Raw genomic sequence first — 20,062 nt, forward strand, 5'->3', positions numbered from 1 at the left:
CTCTCAGGCTTTGACTGAGAGGGTTCTTCTGCAAGGAGAGTTTTTCAAATGGCAAAACTGTATTTCCGCTACGGCGCAATGAACAGCGGCAAAAGCACCGCCCTGATGCAGGTAGCCCACAACTACGAAGAACAGGGGATGCGGGTGCTGATCCTCAAGCCACAGGTGGACACCAAGGGCGGCGGTGAGCTGGTGAGCCGTCTGGGCGTGCGCCGCAAGGCTGATCTGTTGATCCCGCCGGAGACGGATGTATTCGAGGCCGTGCGCACGGCCAACGCTGACGGTGCGCCGCTGGCCTGCGTGCTGTGCGACGAGAGCCAGTTTTTCACTGCGCAGCAGGCAGAGCAGCTGTTCATGGTAACTGTGGATCTGAACATTCCGGTGATCTGCTACGGCCTGCGGGCAGATTTTTCACTCAAAGGCTTTCCCGGCTCCACCCGCCTGCTGGAGCTGGCCCACACCATCGAGGAGATGAAGACTATCTGCACCTGCGGCCGCAAGGCCATCTGCAACTGCCGCAGGGTGAACGGCAGGTTCGTCTTTGAGGGCGAGCAGGTGGCCATCGATTTGGAAAACGATGTGCAGTACGTGAGCATGTGCCCCCAGTGCTACTTCAAGGCAAAACGCGCGTTCTACGCCGAAAAAGCTGCTTCGCAGGTCGAATAAGCTTGTATACAAGACTGTTGTGTTCAACGACACGGCAGTCTTTCTTTTTTTCCCCGGCCCACAGGCGCTGTCCACGCAGCAGCGCAAAATATGTCGCTGTCGATGCTTCTTCACCCCCCAAAAGGGCGAAGAAGCACCGATTTCAACGCCTGCAGACCGGTGCCGGATGCCTGCTTCACGCGATTGATATATCAGAGTGCACATTTTTTGCACTATTGATATATCAGTTTGCAAGCCCGCATCCGGGCCATTTTAATGTGTTGCTCTGCCACAATGTATGCAACAGTTCCATATTCCAAAACCGAATGTTTACAAAATTATTGCAAAATTCGACGTTCCCCCTATGATACATCCCAGTTTTCTATGCAAAATGGCGAAATATACATGTTGCACAGTTTTTCGAGCCAAGTTTATTCATTTCAGCAAAGGCATCAATTCTCGCGTGAAAACAAGAGCAATATTTGTACGTTTTTTGTTTAGATATCTGCAATTTGCGTCTTTCTTTTTGGTTGTTGTTTTGTTATCATAATTGTATACAACGGGGTATGTGCAGAACCCCCGTTCGAGATGATGTTTTCTGTATTTAGGAGGAGAACAAAAATGAGCATGGCAATTTCTCGTCGTGATTTTATGAAGGTCACCGGCGCTGTGGGCGCTGCCGGCCTTCTGGCTGCCTGCGGCGGCAACTCTGCTGCATCCAGCTCTGCTGCTTCCACCGCTTCTTCCGCTCCCGCTGCTTCTGCAGACGAGAGCCTGGCACTGTCTGACGGCCCTGTTTCCATGACCATCAGCTGGTGGGGCGGCGACAGCCGTCACGAGGCTTACCAGAACGCCATCAAGGAGTTCCAGGCTGAGCACACCAACATCACCATCGAGCCCACCTTCGCCGCATGGTCCGGCTGGGAAGAGAAAATGGCAGCTGCCTTCATCGCTGGCAACGCACAGGATGTGTGCCAGGTGAACTGGAACTGGCTGTACAACTACTCTGCTGATGGCAGCAAGTTCGTGGATCTGAACACCGTTTCCAAGTTTCTGGATCTGACCCAGTGGGATGACGCTGCTCTGGATGCCTGCTACGTTGCAAACGCTCAGCAGTGCGTGCCTGTCTCCATGACCGGCCGTATCTTCTTCTGGAACATGACCACCTTCAACAAGGCTGGCATCACCGAAGTTCCCAAGTCTCTGGATGATCTGATGGCTGCCGGCAAGGCATTCAAGGAGAAGCTGGGCGACGATTACTACCCCATGCATCTGGGCGCATACGACCGTATGATCCTGATGGTGTTCTACCTCGAGTCCAAGTACGGCAAGGACTGGGCTGATCCCGTCACCTCTACCCTGAACTACACCGAGGACGAGATCGCTGAGGGCATCGACTTCATCAAGAGCCTGGTGGATGGCCACGTCATGATGAACCTGAAGACCTACTACTCCGCTAACTCCGATACCGCTACCCACCAGTCCAACGAGTGGATCACCGGTAAGATCGCAGGTATCTTCGAGTGGGATTCCGCTGCTTCCAAGTACTCCTCCGCTCTGGATGATGCCAACAAGGACGGCTTCACCGTTGGCGAAGAGATCAAGTTCGGCGACAACAACGGCGGCTTCTCCAAGGTCTCCATGGGTCTGGCTATCACCAAGACCAGCCAGTGCGTTGCTGAGGCTGCTACCCTGATCGACTTCCTGCTGAACAACGGCAAGGGCGCTGCCATCATGGGTTCCGAGTGCGGCATCCCCGCTTCCAAGGCTGGTCTGGCTGCTGCTCAGGAAGCCGGCGCTGTCAAGGATCTGGTTGCTGAGGCAAATGCAAAGGTCATGGCCTTCACCACCAACAAGCTGGATCCCCTGTTCGAGAACAACGACCTGAAGGCTTCCGGCACCGGCATCTATCAGGAAGTGTTCGACACCGTTGACTACGACGGCGTTTCCGGTGCAGATGTTGTTGATACCCTGCTGGACGGCATGGAGTCTGTTGGTTACACCATCGGCTAAGTTTTTCTTCAGAGTGCCGCTGTGTGCGGTGACGTACATATCATAAAAGGCACCCTTTGACCAAAACGGAGGGGCACCTGCCGCCCATACGGCAGATGCCCCTTTTTTGTCAGGAATATGTTACAAATTCTTGACAAAGCTGTATCCGGTCTGTTACCCCCTTCGTCCGTCTCATGCTCCGAAATTCCTTAAAAAGGAGGATTTCCCAGATGAAAGAAAGCAATGCTCCCGCCGTCGGGCGCACCCCGTTCCAGAAGTGGCTGGACAAATATCAGGGTCTGTTTTATCTGATTCCCTGGATCATCGGCTTCGTCGTCTTTAAGGCAGTTCCCTTTGGTCAGTCGCTGTACTACAGCTTCACCGATATGAACTTCTTCAAGAGCGGCACCCAGTTCGTTGGTCTGGCCAACTACATCACGGCCTTTACCACCACCAAGATCACCAAGGCGCTGCTCATCACCTTCAAGTACGCTTTCATTACCGTGCCTCTGAAGCTGGTCTTTGCGCTGTTCATCGCATACATCCTGAACTTCAAGATCGCATGCGTCAACCTGTTCCGCACGGTGTACTACATTCCCTCCATTCTGGGCGGCTCTGTTGCAATCGCCGTTCTGTGGAAGGCTGTGTTCAGCGTGGACGGCCTGCTCAACACCGTGCTGCGCGCTGTCACCTTTGGTCTGGTGCAGGGCCCCGAGTGGCTGTCTGACCCCAGCTACGCGCTGTGGATCATCTGCTTCCTGCGCATCTGGCAGTTTGGTTCCGCCATGGTGCTGTTCCTGGCCGCTCTGAAGGGCGTGCCTGCAGACCTGTACGAAGCCGCTACCATTGATGGTGCCGGCAAGTGGCGTCAGTTCTTCTCCATCACCGTTCCGATGATCACCCCCATCATCTTCTACAATCTGGTCACTCAGATCTGCCAGGCTTTCCAGGAGTTCAATGGCCCCTACATCATCACCAACGGCGGTCCCCGTGGTTCTACCACGCTGATCTCTCTGCTGGTCTACAACTATGCATTCAAGTCTTATGACATGGGTATGGCATCCGCTCTGGCATGGATCATGTTCATCATCGTCTGCATCCTGACGATCATTGCATTCACCAGCCAGAAGAAGTGGGTCTACTACTCTGACGAAAGGTAAGGTGACCAGTATGGGAATGAAAACATCGAACAAAATTGCAACCTTCTTCAAGTATTTCGTCCTGATCCTGGTCGGCGTTATCATGATCTATCCCCTGCTGTGGATGATCAGCGCTACCTTTAAGGACAACAGCGAGATCTTTGCAGGCATCAGCCTGTGGATCAAGCACCCCACTCTGGATGGCTACCGCGGCGCACTAAACAACTTCGGCGGTTCCATCAACATCCTGCAGGCCATGCTGAACACCTACAGCTACGTCATCCCCAAGGTGATCTGCACGGTGGTCTCCGCCTGTGTGGCTGCCTACGGCTTTGGCCGCTTCGATTTCCCCGGCCGTAAGCTGATGTTCAACATCATGCTGGCCACCCTGTTCCTGCCGCAGGTCGTTCTGAATGTGCCGCAGTACCTGCTGTACAACAAGTTCGGCTGGCTGGACAGCCCCTTCTATCTGGCTATCTGGGTGCACTGCGCATTTGCAACCGAGACCTACTTCGTCTACCAGTTGGTGCAGTTCATGCGCAATGTCCCCCGTGATCTGGACGAAGCCGCTGCCATCGACGGCTGCTCCTCCTTCCAGACCCTGTACAAGGTCATCGTGCCCATGCTTGGCCCCGCTCTGGTGTCCTGCGCACTGTTCCAGTTCATGTGGAGCTGCAACGACTTCATGGGTCCGCTGCTTTACGTCAGCACTCCCGGTAAGTACCCGATGTCCCTGTTCGTCAAGCTGTCCATGGACGGTGATACCGGTTTCGCATGGAACAAGATCCTTGCTCTGTCCCTCATCTCCATCCTGCCGCAGCTGATCGTCTTCTTCTGTGCACAGGACCAGTTCGTTGAAGGTATCTCTGCCGGTGCCGTCAAGGGCTAAGCCCTTTCCCCGCACAGCGTAAGATCATCTGATACAAACAAACACCCCCTGTGCCGTTCCCGTAGATGGTGCAGGGGGTGTTTCTTATTTCTTATGTCCTTTGCGGTACTGCAGTGGGCCGGTACCCATCACATCGCGGAACACCCGGCGGAAATGGGCGGCGCTGGCAAAGCCGGTCTGTTCGGCCACCGCACTGATGGAAAGCTCAGTCGTTTCCAGCAGCTTCTGGGCCGCTTCGATGCGGCGGTTGTTGATATAATCCACGATGGACTGGCCCGTTACCCGCCGGAACAAACGGCTCAGGTAGTAGGGCGAAAGATAAAACTGCGCCGCTACCTCGGTGAGGGAAAACTTCTGCCGGTAATTGGCCGCAAGGTAGGCGCAGATCCGCTCCACCGTTTCGTTGTGGGGACGCGCCACGGCGCTGCTCTCGGCAATGCACTCCTGCTCCACATAGTGCAGGATCAGCAGCAGGTACAGCGGGCCGGGGTAATCCTGCTCGGTGCTGGCGCTGGCCATCATTTCCAACAGGGTACGGATGCGGCTCTGCCACTGCACCGGTGCATACAGCACTGTGCGCTCCCCGGGCGCAAACAGGCGGCCGAAATCCCGCCCGGCTGTGTTTTTCAAATCATGCAGCATCCCCAGCGGAAAGTGGCACCCCACGATCTGCGGCACGGCGCTGCCGGTCTGTGCAAAGCTGCAGCCGCCGGGGCCAAGCAGCACGGCGCTGCCGGGGTTTACCAGCACATTCCCGCTCTCGTATTCCAGCGTGACGCTGCCCTCCGACACCAGCAGCAGATAGCAGGTGTCCTCATCCGGCGGCAGCTCGTAGCGGCCAATATTCAGGCGCAGGGTGGCTGCGGCCACTTTGCCGGTGATTTTTTCCCGTTCCGGTTTCATAAAAAATCCTCATTTTTGTATTTTCCCCATCATACCACGCCTGCACCCTACAGGCAAGACAAAACCATCAGGAGGTTCTCCCATGAATCTGTCGCTTATCCGTTCCATGACGCGCAGCGCTGTTTTCGAGCTGGAAAACGGCCTGTGCTATCGTCCGGCCCACCCGTTCACCGTTACCCTGAACGGCAAGACCGTCTACGAAGCCTGCCAGACCAACGTGTTCTCTCTGTTCTCCCTGCTGCCCGGCACTGAGTACACGGTGGGTGTGCAGGCCGAGGGCGAAAGCCTGACCTGCACCTTTACCACCGAGGCCGAGACCTTCTTTGTGGATGCTTCCCGCTACGGTCTGGTGGCCGACGGCACCACGGACAACACTCTCAAGCTGCAGGCGGCTCTTTCCACCTGCCCCAAGGGCGGCACAGTGTACGTGCCCGCAGGCCGCTACCGCACCTGCAGCCTGTTCCTGAAAAGCAACACCACCCTCTATCTTGAAAAGGGCGCTGTGCTGCTGGGCGACAACGACCGCACCCACTACCCCATCCTGCCCGGCGTGATCCCCAGCGAGAACGAGGTGGATGAATACTACCTGACCGGCTGGGAGGGAAACCCGCTGGACAGCTTTGCGGGTCTGTTGAACATCACGCAGGTGCACGATGTCGTTGTGACCGGCGAGGGCACGCTGGACTGCGATGCCGAGAACGGCGACTGGTGGGTGACTCCCAAGATCAAGCGCATCGCATGGCGGCCCCGCGCTGTGGCTGCTGTGGACAGCGAGAATATCTGCCTGCACGGCATCACGGTGCAGAACAGCTATTCGTGGACGATCCACCCCATCTTTGTCAAGCACCTTGACCTGCTGAACTTCAACATCAACAATCCTTACAATGCCCCCAACACTGACGGCATTGACCCCGAAAGCTGCGAGTATATCCGCATCATCGGCGTGAACATCCATGTGGGCGACGACTGCATTGCCATGAAGGCCAGCAAGGTATTCCTTGGCATGAAGCTGAAAAAGAGCTGTGAGCACACCGTTATCCGCAACTGCCTGCTGGACAAAGGCCACGGCGGCATCGTCATTGGCAGCGAGATGAGCGGCGGCGTGAAGGATATGGTGGTCACCCAGTGCCTGATGGACCACACCGACCGCGGCCTGCGCGTCAAGACCCGCCGCGGCCGCGGCAACACCGCCGTCATCGATGGGCTGGTGTTCCGCAATGTGGAGATGCGGGGTGTCAAGGCACCCTTCGTCATCAACATGTTCTACTTCTGCGACCCGGACGGCCACGGCCCCTATGTGCAGTGCCGCGATGCCATGCCCGTGGACGAATACACCCCGAAGCTGGGCAGCCTGACCATGGAGGACATCGTCGCCACCGACGCTCAGTTCGCGGGATGCTACTTCGACGGCCTGCCGGAGCAGCCCATTGAGCGCGTTTCCATGAAGAACGTCACTATCACCTTTGACCCCAATGCCGAGGCCGGTCAGGCCGCTATGGCAGATAACCGCCCTCTGGTGAAGAAGCTGGCCATCTACGCCGAGAATGTCAAGGAGATCGACCTGCACAACGTGAAGATCGAGGGCTACGAGGGCGAACGCCTGCACTTTGCAAATGTCGGCCATTTTGAGGAGGACTAAACCCATGACCCATGAAGAAATTCTTACCATGCTGGGCGATTACGTGGACTACCTGATCGCCAATTCCAGCGCCGAAGCACCCATGTGGAACATCGAGAAGGTGCGCAGCGGCAAGCCCAACAAGTGGAACTACATCGACGGCTGCATGATCACGGCCTGCCTGAGCCTGTACAAGACCACCGGCGACGAGAAGTATCTGAACTTCTCCAAGAGCTTCATTGATTCCTTTGTTCAGGAGGATGGCTCCATCAAGACCTACGACCCCAAGGAGTACAATCTGGATAACGTGAATCAGGGCAAGAACCTGTTTACCCTGTACGATATCTTTGGGGATGAAAAATACCGCAAGGCCATCGAGACCATCCGCAGCCAGCTGGCCACCCAGCCCCGCACCAAAGAGGGGAATTTCTGGCACAAGGACATCTACCCGTGGCAGGTGTGGCTGGACGGCACCTACATGGCCCAGCCCTTCTACATGGAGTACGAGACCCGCTTTAACAAGATGCAGGGCTGCATCGACAGCTACAAACAGTTCATGAATATCAAAAAGCACATGCGGGACGAAAAGACCGGCCTGTACTACCACGGCTACGATGAGAGCCGCCAGATGTACTGGGCCGACCCCGTCACCGGCTGCAGCCCCAACTTCTGGCTGCGTGCCATGGGCTGGTTCATGGTAGCCATGGTGGACGTGCTGGAGCGGATGGACGAGCAGCTGTACAACGAGTACCGCGGCATCATGGCAATGCTCAAGCAGACCATTGAGGATGTGCACAAATTCCAGGACGAGGAGACCGGCATGTTCTGGCAGGTGATGGATCACCCCGGCGTGGAGGGCAACTACCTCGAGACCAGCGGCACCGCTCTGTTTGCCTACGCGGTGCTCAAAGGCGTGCGTCTGGGCTACCTGCCCAAACGCATGGCCGCATGGGCCGAAAAGGCCTTCTACGGCACCTGCGACAAGTACCTCTCCAAGAACCCGGATGGCAGTCTGCAGCTGGACGGCATCTGCCTGGTGGCGGGTCTTGGCGGCAAGGATCACCGCGACGGCTCTCTGGCCTATTACTTCAGCGAGCCGGTGGTCTGCAACGATGCCAAGGGTGTCGGCCCGCTGGTGCTGGCTTACACCGAAATGATCGCACGCAAGTAAACTGCATATCGTAGGCGGGCAGCTTTCTTGCCGGACACAAGTCGGGCCATTCCATCGCCCGTGGGGCTGTTGCAAAACAGCGTCCCTTTAAAATGTTGAAAACAGCCGCATTCACCGTACAAAACGGGCAGAATGCTGAAAACTCAAAGGCAGATCTCAAAAAAGAAATGAGATAGGCAGCCCCTTTCGGGGAAGTCTATCTCATTTTTTCGTTGGGGCTGTTTTGCAGCAGCCCCTTCTCTATGAAAAGAGGTTCAACATGAATTCTCGAAGACGTCTTATCAGAACTTGAACAGGTTCACGATGCGCTGCCACAGACGGGTAAAGACATTGCCTTCCTTCACCGTCTCAGTCTCGGCTGCAGTGGTGTCGGCAGCAGCCACGGTTTCAGCGGTCTTGTAGACGAACTTCACGCTGCTCTCGGCATCGTCCGGTGCACCGGCAAAGCTGGTGTAGTCGTTCAGGCGGTCGGTCATCTCGTCCAGCACGGTTTTCAGGCCATGGAGCTGATTCTGATCCAGCGCGCCGGTCAGCTTGGAGATGCCTTCCTCGTTGAACTGGTTCAGACCGTCGTTCAGCCGGCCTGCGCCGTCATTCAACTGACCTGCACCGGTGTTCAGAGTGTTCACGCCGTCATACAGGGTCTTGGTGCCTGCAGCCAGCTGTGCGCTGCCATCCTTTGCGGAGTGGGCACCGTCCGCAGCGGTCTGCACGCCTGCGGTGTACTGGTTCACGCTGGAAACAAAGAACTGGATCTGAGAAAGGCTGGTCTTCAGGGCGCGGACATCGGCCATATCCTGACTGTTCTCCACCTGATACTTCAGCTCGGCCTTGGCAGTGTTCTTGGCATCCTCGCTGGTCAGCAGCTGTACCAGACCGCACAGCATGGAGGGGTCGTAGTTCTGCATCAGCTTGAGGGCTGCTTCCAAATCGTGGTTCGTCTTGGTCGCAGACAGATACAGGGCCAGATCCAGCTGGCTGTCCTTGAAGCTGGGAGCCTGTTCCCACACGGTGCGCACGATCTTGCGGCGTCCGGCAGCGAGGGTCTTCTCGTTCATGGTGAGGATGTTGTCGATCACAGCCTCGTAGTTCGACCATGTCATGTCCTCGTCGATCAGGCCGCCTTCCTTCAGAGTCTTGTTGGCAGAAGCCAGCACACCGTCAGCCACCTGCTGCGCACCGGCGTTCAGTGCTGCATTGTTGGCGCTCAGGGTGTCCAGACCGTTGGTCAGCTGGCCAAGGCCGTCGTCCAGAGCGGCAGCGCCGTTGTTCAGGGTGTTGGCACCATCCAGCAGGGCCAGAACACCGCTTGCCAGCTGAGAGGTGCCGTCCACCAGCTGGGAAGCGCCGTCCATGAGCTGGCTCATGGCATCGTTCAGCTGGTTGATGCCGTCGGTCAGGTCGTTGATGCTGCTCAGGTCGAACACGTTGCTCGTGCCCAGAGCGGCCGTGCTGGTAGCGCAGGCCACCATGACCTGCGGGCAGGTAAAGTCTTCCACATCGGCTTCCACAGTCACGGTGTCCTGCAGATAGTCTTCGATGCTGTCCACCTCATCGGGCAGCAGGCCGGACAGGGAATCCTTCACGCCCGGCAGGGTGACAAAGGCGGCAACGCTGCTTTTGGCGGCGCTTTCGATCATACCGTGTTCTGCGGTCACGTTGGAAGCATCCCCGCCCAGAATGACGCCCACAGCGGTGATCAGCGGAGTGACGATGGTGCGGTCCTTGCCGTTCACGTTCACGGTGCCGGTCTCGTTGTTCTTCAGGTTGACGGTCACAGTCAGGTGGCCGCTCTTGCCAATGATGTCCTCAAGGGCGGCTTCCTGACCGTCCAGAGCGTAGGTCACCTTCACATCGATGGGTAGGGCCTTGTCGGTATTGCCCTTGTAGTAAACATCGGTGTCGTTGGTGTTCCACACCAGCTCTTCCCCGTTCTGGGTGAACTCGGCATCGCTCTCAGTGTTCTGGATGTCGGTCAGGGTGGTCTTGTCGGTGACGTTTGCAAGGCCGGAGGCGCTGTACAGGTGCTCGCTGACGGTGGTGCTCTTGATGGAGCCGTCGCCGTTCATCACAGCATAGACGGTCTCGGATTTGGAAAAGCTGCCCTTACCAGCTGCAAATGCGGGCATTGCACAGCCTGCGGCGAGGGTGAGAGCCAGCGCCGCACTGGCGAAACGAAGCGATTTTTTCATAACGTAATTACTCCTTTTCAGACTTCTTGGCGTTGGCGGATTCGGGTACCATCCACTTGAGGGTGGTGTGGCGGATGATCCAGTCGCACAGCATCAGGGCTGCGGGCAGCACCACCAGAATGACCACCATGCTGATCAGCGCGCCGCGGGAGATCAGCAGGCAGATGCTCTTCAGCAGCTCCATCTTACTGATGGCAGCCACACCGACGGTGGCGGCAAAGAAGGTCAGGCCGCTGGTCAGGATGGACTGACTGCAGTGCTCCAGCGACTGCTGGGCGGCTTCCTTCGGGGTGCGGCCAAAGGCGCGCTCCTCGTGGTAACGGGTGGTCATCAGGATGGAGTAGTCCACGGTAGCACCCAGCTGGATGGTGCCAATGACGATGCTGGCAATGAAGGGCAGCTGCGTACCGGTGAAGTACGGGATGCCCATGTTGATGGCGATGGCGGCTTCAATGCTGGCCACCAGCAGCGCCGGGATGGAAATGCTCTTGAAGGAAACGGCGATGATGACCAGAACGGCCATGATGGACCAGACGTTGACATTCTTGAAGTCCACATCTGCCACTTCGATCAGGTCTTTCGTCATGGCGCCCTCGCCGGTGATGACGCCCTCGGGGTCAACGGTCTTGATGAGGGAAATCATCTCGTCCAGCTGGTTGTTGATGGCGTCCGTGCCGGTCTTATAGGAGCTGTTGGCAAGGATCAGCTTGTAGCCGCCGGACTGCAGGATCTCCATGATGCTGTCGGGCAGCAGCTCGGTCTGGAAGCCCGGGCCGGTGATGGAATCCAGGCTCACGACCTGCGTAATGCCGTCCACGTCCTTGAGTTCATCGCACAGGTCGCTCACCTCGGTGGCAGTCAGGTCGTCATGCACCAGAATGAAGTGGCTGGTGGTCATGCCGAAGTCCTCGCCCAGCTTGTTGGTGCCCACGATACCGGTCAGGTCCTGCGGCAGGGAGTCAAACAGGGTGTAGTACACCTCGGTCTTGTTCTGCGCGATGGCAAAGGGGATGAGGATGAGGATAAAGATAACCACGATGGGCACCGAGTGATTGGAAACAAAGTAGCTGAGCTTTTTCAGCTTGGGGATCACGGTGCGGTGCTTGTACTTTTCCACCCATTTATCAAAGGTAAGGATCAGGGAGGGCAGGATGACCACGGTGCAGATGACACCGAGGGCAACGCCCTTTGCCATGACAAGGCCGATATCGCGGCCCAGCGTCAGGCGCATGGCACACAGTGCAAGGAAGCCTGCAATGGTGGTCAGGCTGGAAGCAGAGATGGAAGTCATGGTCTTGCAGATGGCGCTGGACATGGCCTCCTCGTTGGAAGAGCGCAGCTCCTTCTCTTCCTGATAGCGGTGCAGCAGGAAGATGGAGAAGTCCATCGTGACACCCAGCTGCAGCACGGTGGCCAGTGCTTCGGTGATGTAGCTGATCTGGCCCAGAAAGATGTTGGTGCCGAAGTTGTACGCAATGGGGAACAAAAGACCCAGCATGAACAGCAGCGGGGTGATGGTGCTTTCCAGCGAAAGGAACAGCACCAGAAGGCTGGCACCCACGGCGATCAGGATGTACATGGGCATTTCCTGATTGACCAGTGCCTTGGTGTCCTGCAGGATAACGCTCATACCGCCGAAGAAGCAGTCCTTGCGCAGCAGCTTTTCGATCTGAGCGACGGCTTCCATGGTCTCGTCGCTGGCGCTGGGGGCATCAAAGCGGACGATCAGCATGGTGGAATCGTTCTTGCCGAACATGAACTGCTGCACATCGGCGGGCAGCATCTCGGTGGGGATGCTGGGGTCGATCACATCGCTGAGCCAGAAGGTCTGGGTCACGCCGGGAACAGCCTCGATGTCCTTCTTCATGGCGATCAGTTCGTTTGTGGGTAAGCCTTCTACCGTGATCATGCCGGTGGAGGCCAGATGGAAATCGTCCTCAAGGGCTACCTCGCCGATCATGGAATCCAGATCCTGCGGCAGGTAGGTGAGGATGTCATAGTTGATGCGGGTGGCGATCGCGCCGATCGCGGAAGGGATCAACAGCAGGAATGCTGCTGTTAAGATCAGCTTGCGCAACCGCACGATGCCCTGTGCGATCTTTTTCATGAGAACCCTCCATAGAAAGTGGTTTGGTTAAAGGATCTTAGTAAAATGACTATCGGTCATTTCTAAGCAAAATCTATTATAATCATGACGGACCGGGTGTCAAGGACAAAAATGACCAAAAGTCAGTTTTCTTATCAACTGCCTGAAATTGTATAGCTTTTTGGACTTGCACTATCGGAAAAGGACTGCTAAAATAATTGAGACAGCACGAATGAGCGAGAGAAAACAAGAGGAAAAGAGGAATCGTCAGGAAAAATGGGTACCGTGGAGGGCAAAAAGCAGGAGAAGCGCCGGGCACTGCTGGAGGCAGCCTATGATTTGTTTCTGGAGCGAGGTACCGCAAAAACCAGCGTGGAGGACATCACCAGCCGGGCCAAGGTGGCCAAGGGCACCTTTTATCTGTATTTTCAGGATAAAGGTGCGGTGATGCAGGCGCTGCTGGGCCGGGTGAGCTACCAGCTGCTGAGCGACGCGTGCGAAGCGGTGGAAAAGCAGACAGAGCTCGAAAACTTCCCGGACAAGATGGTGGCGGTGATCGACCATATCATCGAAGCGCTGCGAAAGGACACGCTGGTGCTCAAGTTTCTGGAGCACAACTTCATCTGGCCGGGGCTGGATCAGATCGAGGCCAGCCGCGAAGCCGAGCCGCTGATGCGCAAGCTGCTGAACGTGGTGCTGACCAGCCCGGAAATGGCCGGCCGCACCGAGCGGGAGATCTATCAGCGCATCACAGCATTGGGCAGCATGTGCATGTCGGTGTGCTATTCCAGCGTGCTGGAGGGCAAGCCCGATGACATCGAGGCCATGAAGCCGGTGCTGTACGATATCGTCCGCAGGTCGCTGAAGGTGGAAAAATAAAAAATCACAGAAAAGTATTGCTTTTTTTCACAGGCTGTGGTAAACTATTCAAGTCGATATGACTTATGGACGGTTAGCTCAGCTGGTAGAGCATCTGCTTGACGTGCAGGAGGTCACAGGTTCGAGTCCTGTACCGTCCACCAAACAGTTCGTACTCGAACCCGATTCTTTATGAAAAAGGGTTCGGGTACGTTTTTTGTTTACAGGAAGTTCTACGGCGGGAGTACGCAGAACGGTAAGCAAGAACGAGGAAAGGCAGGGTATCACCATGGCGGTGGTGTCCTGCCTTTTTCTTCGGCATCCCCATATTGCGCGTTTTAGGTCAATCTCTGCGTACGTCCGTACACAGTCCGTACGCACGTACGCAGGAAAAAGGGAAAGTTCTGGCATATAGGGGGTAGTCTTTCGGTTGGCGGTATGGTATACTCGGCTCAGAAAATGGTATCGCCACACTGAAATAAAAAGGCTGAAAGGAGCTAAAGATGGATTTTTTGGTTATGCGTGTCTTTGTGAAAATCTGGTGGATTTTCCCCTTTGTCTTTGTGTTTTCTTTGCTTTTCGCAATTCGGGAAACGGTCAAAGATGGTCCAAATGATTTGAAGTATGCTTTGGCTGCGGCGGTCAGCCTGTTTATTCTGGTTGCAGTTTGTATGCCGTATTATAGTTACTACTAAGCAGGGTTTGGGGCAGGCACGCCCCAACAGGACCGCGGTTGCGTAGCAACAAACGCCCCAGTGGGGCGTTTGAGCGGCAGCCCGGTCTTGCGCCAGCAAGATGGAGGGGCCTTGCCCCGACAAGGGCCACTTCAAAAACGCGGGAGCGTTGCAGAAGTGCAGTCCCGGATGGGCAGAAAATTTTCAAGAATTGAAAATTTGTGGCCACGGGACGATTCTTGCCTGCTATGTTTTCCATCGACATTCTTGCCTGCTATGTTTTCCATCGACATTCTTGAAAATTTTCCGCAGTTTCGTTATCTCTCCTGAAAGGTGTTCTTGCTATGGATATTGAAGTCAAACGGATGTCCTCTACGGCCATTGAAATGCTTGACCAGCTCAGCGCTGTCTGCAAACAGTTCGGTGTGGACTATTATGCAGCTTCCCAGAATCAGCGTGATTTGCTGGACAGCATCGCCCTGCATGAGTATCAACTCAGAAAAGCTCATGAGCAGGGGTTGAAACGCGCAGATGTTCCGCCATTCCTTGGCTTGAAGCGCACCGAACGCAGCAACGAGATGCCTGCATAAAGTTTCGAGTGCTGTGGACGGTACAGGGCTCGAACAGGGCGGCTCTGCGCTTTCCAGCCTGCAAATTTCACTTTATCGGGAGTGTTCTTTACTTGGCGGGTGTGATATACTCGGCTTAGTTCAACAAATCGGAATTTGAGGAGATAGACTAGTGAGAACATACGAGAATAAAGATGAACTTAAGAACGAGATAAATAAAAGTTTCGCAAAGTACATTTCAGAATTTGATATTATTCCGGAATCATTAAAAGATAAGAGAGTTGAGGAAGTTGACAGAACTCCAGCAGAAAATCTTGCTTACCAGGTTGGCTGGACAACTCTTGTTCTTAAATGGGAATCAGACGAAAGAAATGGTCTTCATGTCAAGACTCCTTCGGATGATTTCAAGTGGAATCAGCTTGGCGAATTATATCAATGGTTTACAGATACATATGCTTATCTGTCGTTGCAGGAGTTGAAAGATATGCTGAGAGAGAATATTAATTCGATTTATGAAATGATTGACTCATTAAGCGACGAAGAGTTATTCGAGCCACATATGAGAAAGTGGGCCGATGAATCAACCAAAACAGCAGTCTGGGAAGTATACAAGTTTATACATGTTAACACGGTTGCTCCGTTCGGAACATTTAGAACTAAGATTAGAAAATGGAAAAAGATAGCACTATAACTTCCAGTTTGCCGTACTCGTTTCCAGCAGGGTTTGGGGCTCCGCACGCCCCAACAAGAATCATCAGCCTTGCGCCCGTAGTCATTTTGTGATGCAATATTCCTGACAGGAGATGTCCCGTCTGGTGTTCTATCGCGTCAACGATGAAAGCAAGAGCGTGGAAATCCACCGTGTGCTGCGAGGTACGTGGAATCTGCCGCAGTATCTGGAATAAATCCAGGTTCGCCTGCCCTTGGCAGTGCACTGCCGCAAAAGTCCTCAGACGGCTGTCTGGGGATTTTTTATTTGTGGGGGGCGGTACAGGATGGGAACCACATCTGTTTTCCCCGCAAGGTTTTCCATTGCATTTCATAGAAAAGTGTGTTTCAATAAAAAGAGCCATACGGCGATCAGACGCAGAGAGAAGGTGGGTGCAGGATGTTCAAAATTGCGATCGTAGAGGATCAGGAAGAAACACGGGAAAGCCTGAACCGGTTCGTCCGGCAATATGCGCAGGAGCAGGGCCTGCAGGTGGAGATCAGTCTCATCACAGACGGTGCCGAGATCGCAGAGCACTATACGCCGGGATTCGACATTATTTTTATGGACGTGGAGATGCCACGGCTGGACGGTTTTGGAGCGGCCGAAGCCATCCGGGCCGTGGATGCGGATGTGGTGCTGGTCTTTGTGACCAACATGGCACAGTATGCCATCCGGGGCTACGAGGTAGATGCACTGGATTATGTGCTGAAGCCGGTGAACTATTATCAGTTCTGCACCAAGCTTTCCCGCGCCATCCAGCGGGTGCAGCGGCGCAGAGGCGGGCAGGTGGTGCTGCAGCTGGCGGGCGGCGGCATCCAGCTGCTGGATACTGCTGATATCTATTATCTGGAGACCCACAGCCGGATGCTGTACTACCATACCTCCAAAGGCGAGTTCGCGGCACGCGCCAGCCTGCAAAGTGCCGAAAAGCAGCTTGCCGAGTATCATTTTGTCCGCTGCAACCAATGCTATCTGGTCAATCTGGCCTACGTCAAGGGCATTGAAAACGACTTTGCCCTTGTGAAAAACGACCGGCTGGAGATCAGCCGACGGCAGCGCACGGCCTTTCTTACCGCAGTAGCGTCCTACATGGGAGGTGTGCTGTGACCACATCGCTGCTGAACAGCCTGCTCCGGGCGCTGCTGCGCTGGGGCGCGGCGCTGGTCTTTTGTCTGCCTTTGCGGCATCGGCCCCATTTCTGGGCCCGTGCCTGCGGGATGCTGCTCCCGCTGCTTTTGTTGGCGCAGCTGCTGGACCCGCTGGCACAGTCCACAACACTGTGGCAGCAGCAGCTCCTGCTGCTGGTACTTTACGTTTCCTTTTTTGCGCTGCTGGGCGGGATGATCTATCTGTGTACGGATATCAATAAAAAAGGTGCCCTGTACTGCGCAGTATGGAGCCTGCTCATCGCGCAGTGCGCCTACGAGAGCTGGTGCTTTCTGGAGCTGCAGTTTACCCGGTATGGACACCCGCTGAACATGGCTTCCCCTTGGGCGGTTCTGGTACAGCTGCTGTCCGGGGCGGGATTCTTTGCGGCGGTGTACATCCTGCTGGCACGGCAGCTTCCTTATAAAGGAGAATACCACATCGGGCCCCGGCAGCTGTTCAGTGCGTTCTTCATTGGCATCCTGTTCATGGTGCAGGCAGCCGTGCTGGACAATTCCCGCGCCGAACATACTCCGCCGAGCCTTGCCGTTACCATTCTGATCGGGCAGTTCTATTTTATCACCCTGCTGTATTTCCAGAGCGAGCTGTTCAAGAAGTCTGCCATGGAAAAAGAGATGAGTGAACTGAATCTGCTGTACGAGCGTCAGCGCCAGCAATATCAGGTGGCCCGGCAGAACGTGCAGATCATTAACAAGCGCTGCCATGAGCTGAAGGTGCAGATCGCCAATCTCCGCAAGCTGTCGCCCGAAGCGGTACCACAGGAGCGCATTGATGAGGCCGAGCGCGCGGCCCGCCTGTATGACGCGAACCGCAACACCGGCAACGAGGTGCTGGATGTGGTGCTGACCGAGAAGAGCCTGCTGTGCGAGTCCCGGGGCATCCAGCTGAATGCCGTGGCAAACGGCAGCTGTCTGGGCTTTTTTGAAGCGGGGGATCTGTACGCATTGTTTGCCAATGCGCTGGATCACGCCGTGGAAAGCTCCGTGCAGGTCTCCCGGCCGGAGTGCCGGGTCATCGATCTGCTGGTCTGTGTGCGGCAGGGTTTTGTGGTGGTGAACATCATCAGCCCGCTGCGCCCGCCGGAACAGCAGGCAAACCGCTCTGCACAATACGAGCTGAAGGTGATCCGGCGCATCGTGCAGAAGTACAAAGGCACTTTGACCTTGGAAGAGCAGGGAGAGTTTTTTGCGGAAAAGATCATCTTTCCGCTGCAAAAATAAGTTAAGAAAACGGCAGCCGCCGCAGAAGTTCCGGAAACGGAAGGACTGCGGCGGTTTTCTTTTTGCGGCTTGTTGGATACATCTGCTTGTGAAAAACTTACAAATATATCAGTTCACATTTGGCAGTCCAAAACCGAATGCGCACGCAAAACGACCGATTTTCGCACGCATCTTGCGAAATACGGCCACTCTGATAAAATAATGACAAAGAGCAAAAAACGAAAAAAAATCACTGTACCACAGCAAAAACAGGAGGAATCGGATGCGTAGTATTGCAAAGCTCATGAAGGACTGGCAGTTTACCGGCCCGAACGGCGTTACCACCGCCGTAGAGCTGCCCCATACATGGAACGCCAGGGACGGTCAGGACGGCGGCAACGATTACTGGCGGGGCTGCTGCACCTACTGCACCCGCTTTGCAGCACCGGTGTACGACCCGGCACAGCAGCAGGTATGGCTGCAATTTGAGGGCGTCAACGCCAGCGCCGCCGTGCTGCTGAACGGTCAGCAGCTCTGCACCCATGACGGCGGCTACTCCACCTTCCGGGCAGAGGTCACGGAGCTGCTGCAGGCAGAGAACCAGCTCACGGTGCGGGTGGACAACAGCGTCAACGACCGCGTTTACCCCCAGAAAGCAGACTTCACCTTCTACGGCGGCATCTACCGGGATGTGAGCCTGCTGGTGGTGAACAAAAACCACATTGCGCTGGGACATTTTGGCGATACCGGCGTGAAGATCACCCCGGCCCTGCAGGAGAACAGCGCCGACATCCGGGTGGAAACGCTGGTGGAAGGCAGCGGCACCGTGACGGTGGAGCTGCTGGATGCTGAGGGCCGCACCGCTGCAAAGGGCGAAGGCGAAAATACTTTCCTCCATCTGGATGCTCCCCACCTGTGGAACGGCGTGAAGGACCCCTACCTGTACACCTGTGTGGTTCGTTTGCTGCAGGACGGCAAGCCGGTGGATGAAGTGACCACCAAGGTGGGCCTGCGCAGCTTCTCTGTAGACCCAAAGAAGGGCTTTTTCCTCAACGGCAGGCCCTATCCCCTTCACGGTGTGTCCCGCCATCAGGACCGCAAGGGTCTGGGCAACGCCATCACCCGGGAGATGCATGATGAGGACATGGCGCTGATCCGGGAGCTGGGTGCAAACACCGTCCGGCTGGCGCACTACCAGCACGACCAGTATTTCTACGACCTGTGCGACCAGTACGGCATGGTGGTCTGGGCAGAGATTCCCTACATTTCCGAGCATCTGCCCAATGGCCGGGAAAATACCATCAGCCAGATGAAGGAGCTCATCCACCAGAACTACAACCACCCCTCCATCGTCTGCTGGGGTGTGTCCAACGAGATCACTATTTCCACCAAGGACAAGGCGGATATGCTGGACAACCATCGGGTGCTCAACGAACTGTGCCACAAGATGGATTCCACCCGCCTGACCACGCTGGCCTGCTACGCCATGTGCGGCCCCTTCAACCCGGTGGCACACATCACCGATCTGGTCAGCTGGAACCTGTATCTGGGCTGGTATGTGCCGGGGCTGTTCCTGAATGACCTGTGGATAGACTTTTTCCATCTGGTATACCCCAACCGTCCGCTGGGCTTTTCCGAGTACGGTGCCGAGGGCATGCCCAACCTCCACAGTGCCCACCCCCGCCGGGGCGACCACACCGAGGAATATCAGGCCAAGTACCACGAGTATATGCTGAAGTGCTTTGATCGCCACCCGTGGCTGTGGGCGACCCATGTGTGGAACATGTTCGATTTTGCAGCCGATGCCCGGGATCAGGGCGGCGAGCCGGGCATGAACCACAAGGGTCTTGTCACCTTTGACCGAAAGACCAAAAAGGACAGCTTCTACCTCTATAAAGCATGGTGGAGTGAGGAAAACTTCGTCCACATCTGCTCCAAGCGGTTCACCGACCGCACCGAGAAGGAGATCGAGGTCAAGGTCTACTCCAACCAGAACTCCGTCGCCCTGTATGCGGACGGCAAAAAGCTGGCAGAGCAGACCGGCGAGCACATCTTCAGGTTCCGCGTGCCGCTGCATGGCAAGGTGGAGCTGAAGGCGGTTGCAGGCGACTGCATCGACACCGCATCCTTCCGCAGTGTGGCAGAGCCGAACCCCAGCTACAAGCTGGTGAAAACCAAGTCCAAGAGTGCGAACTGGGTATAAACAAGGACATTCCGCTGTCTGGCGGTTGTTATACATGAAAAGGAG

The 20,062-nt window shown here is 55.8% G+C and carries 16 protein-coding genes and 1 tRNA gene; 14 read left to right on the forward strand and 3 right to left on the reverse strand.

Going from position 1 to position 20,062, the window contains the following annotated elements; genetic code table 11:
* Positions 1-48 precede the first annotated feature (48 nt).
* The 4 genes from DWV57_RS07375 (at position 49) to DWV57_RS07390 (ending at position 4,665) form a co-directional block, all read left to right on the forward strand.
* Positions 49-666, forward strand: coding sequence for a thymidine kinase (locus tag DWV57_RS07375; RefSeq protein WP_120020397.1), 618 nt, complete (start codon positions 49-51; stop codon positions 664-666).
* A 600-nt stretch (positions 667-1,266) separates the two neighbouring features.
* On the forward strand, positions 1,267-2,658 hold the full coding sequence (locus DWV57_RS07380) for an ABC transporter substrate-binding protein (RefSeq protein WP_097777235.1): 1,392 nt from the start codon (positions 1,267-1,269) through the stop codon (positions 2,656-2,658).
* Between the two features lie 209 nt (positions 2,659-2,867).
* On the forward strand, positions 2,868-3,797 hold the full coding sequence (locus tag DWV57_RS07385) for a sugar ABC transporter permease (RefSeq protein WP_097777234.1): 930 nt from the start codon (positions 2,868-2,870) through the stop codon (positions 3,795-3,797).
* A gap of 10 nt (positions 3,798-3,807) precedes the next feature.
* Positions 3,808-4,665, forward strand: coding sequence for a carbohydrate ABC transporter permease (locus DWV57_RS07390; protein WP_097777291.1), 858 nt, complete (start codon positions 3,808-3,810; stop codon positions 4,663-4,665).
* 84 nt (positions 4,666-4,749) lie between these two features.
* Here DWV57_RS07390 and DWV57_RS07395 read toward each other — a convergent pair whose 3' ends face one another.
* On the reverse strand, positions 4,750-5,568 hold the full coding sequence (locus tag DWV57_RS07395) for an AraC family transcriptional regulator (RefSeq protein ID WP_118526721.1): 819 nt from the start codon (positions 5,566-5,568) through the stop codon (positions 4,750-4,752).
* An 82-nt stretch (positions 5,569-5,650) separates the two neighbouring features.
* On the opposite strand from DWV57_RS07395, the gene DWV57_RS07400 reads away from it, so the two are divergent.
* Together DWV57_RS07400 and DWV57_RS07405 are read left to right on the forward strand one after the other, a co-directional pair.
* Positions 5,651-7,207 (forward strand): glycoside hydrolase family 28 protein, encoded by a 1,557-nt coding sequence (locus DWV57_RS07400; RefSeq protein ID WP_044953799.1) that lies wholly within the window; start codon positions 5,651-5,653, stop codon positions 7,205-7,207.
* Positions 7,208-7,211: 4 nt separating this feature from the next.
* Positions 7,212-8,357, forward strand: coding sequence for a glycoside hydrolase family 88 protein (locus tag DWV57_RS07405; RefSeq protein WP_120020398.1), 1,146 nt, complete (start codon positions 7,212-7,214; stop codon positions 8,355-8,357).
* Positions 8,358-8,638: 281 nt separating this feature from the next.
* Here DWV57_RS07405 and DWV57_RS07410 read toward each other — a convergent pair whose 3' ends face one another.
* Positions 8,639-10,549: a hypothetical protein gene (locus tag DWV57_RS07410; RefSeq protein ID WP_120020399.1), complete on the reverse strand. Its 1,911-nt coding sequence runs from the start codon at positions 10,547-10,549 to the stop codon at positions 8,639-8,641.
* A gap of 7 nt (positions 10,550-10,556) precedes the next feature.
* A complete protein-coding gene (locus DWV57_RS07415) occupies positions 10,557-12,656 on the reverse strand; it encodes an MMPL family transporter (protein ID WP_120020400.1) in 2,100 nt (699 codons plus the stop codon).
* Between the two features lie 255 nt (positions 12,657-12,911).
* On the opposite strand from DWV57_RS07415, the gene DWV57_RS07420 reads away from it, so the two are divergent.
* The 8 genes from DWV57_RS07420 to DWV57_RS07460 all read left to right on the forward strand — a co-directional run bounded on the left by DWV57_RS07420 (position 12,912) and on the right by DWV57_RS07460 (position 20,017).
* A complete protein-coding gene (locus DWV57_RS07420) occupies positions 12,912-13,514 on the forward strand; it encodes a TetR/AcrR family transcriptional regulator (RefSeq protein WP_120020401.1) in 603 nt (200 codons plus the stop codon).
* Positions 13,515-13,581: 67 nt separating this feature from the next.
* A tRNA-Val gene (locus DWV57_RS07425) sits at positions 13,582-13,657 on the forward strand.
* Positions 13,658-13,996: 339 nt separating this feature from the next.
* Positions 13,997-14,188: a hypothetical protein gene (locus tag DWV57_RS07430; RefSeq protein WP_120020402.1), complete on the forward strand. Its 192-nt coding sequence runs from the start codon at positions 13,997-13,999 to the stop codon at positions 14,186-14,188.
* Between the two features lie 323 nt (positions 14,189-14,511).
* Positions 14,512-14,757 (forward strand): hypothetical protein, encoded by a 246-nt coding sequence (locus DWV57_RS07435; RefSeq protein ID WP_120020403.1) that lies wholly within the window; start codon positions 14,512-14,514, stop codon positions 14,755-14,757.
* Positions 14,758-14,908: 151 nt separating this feature from the next.
* Positions 14,909-15,427, forward strand: a complete 519-nt coding sequence (locus DWV57_RS07440; protein WP_112149188.1) for a ClbS/DfsB family four-helix bundle protein — start codon at positions 14,909-14,911, stop codon at positions 15,425-15,427.
* A 417-nt stretch (positions 15,428-15,844) separates the two neighbouring features.
* A complete protein-coding gene (locus DWV57_RS07450) occupies positions 15,845-16,555 on the forward strand; it encodes a LytTR family DNA-binding domain-containing protein (RefSeq protein WP_005942793.1) in 711 nt (236 codons plus the stop codon).
* Entirely contained in the window at positions 16,552-17,835 is a 1,284-nt protein-coding gene (locus DWV57_RS07455; protein ID WP_120020404.1) for a GHKL domain-containing protein, read from the forward strand. Before DWV57_RS07450 ends, DWV57_RS07455 begins: the two co-directional genes overlap by 4 nt.
* A 262-nt stretch (positions 17,836-18,097) precedes the next feature.
* Positions 18,098-20,017, forward strand: coding sequence for a glycoside hydrolase family 2 TIM barrel-domain containing protein (locus DWV57_RS07460; RefSeq protein WP_005942787.1), 1,920 nt, complete (start codon positions 18,098-18,100; stop codon positions 20,015-20,017).
* The last annotated feature ends 45 nt before the right edge of the window (positions 20,018-20,062 follow it).

Origin of the sequence: Faecalibacterium sp. AF10-46 (assembly GCF_003604105.1) — a bacterium.
Lineage (GTDB): Bacteria > Bacillota > Clostridia > Oscillospirales > Ruminococcaceae > Faecalibacterium > Faecalibacterium taiwanense.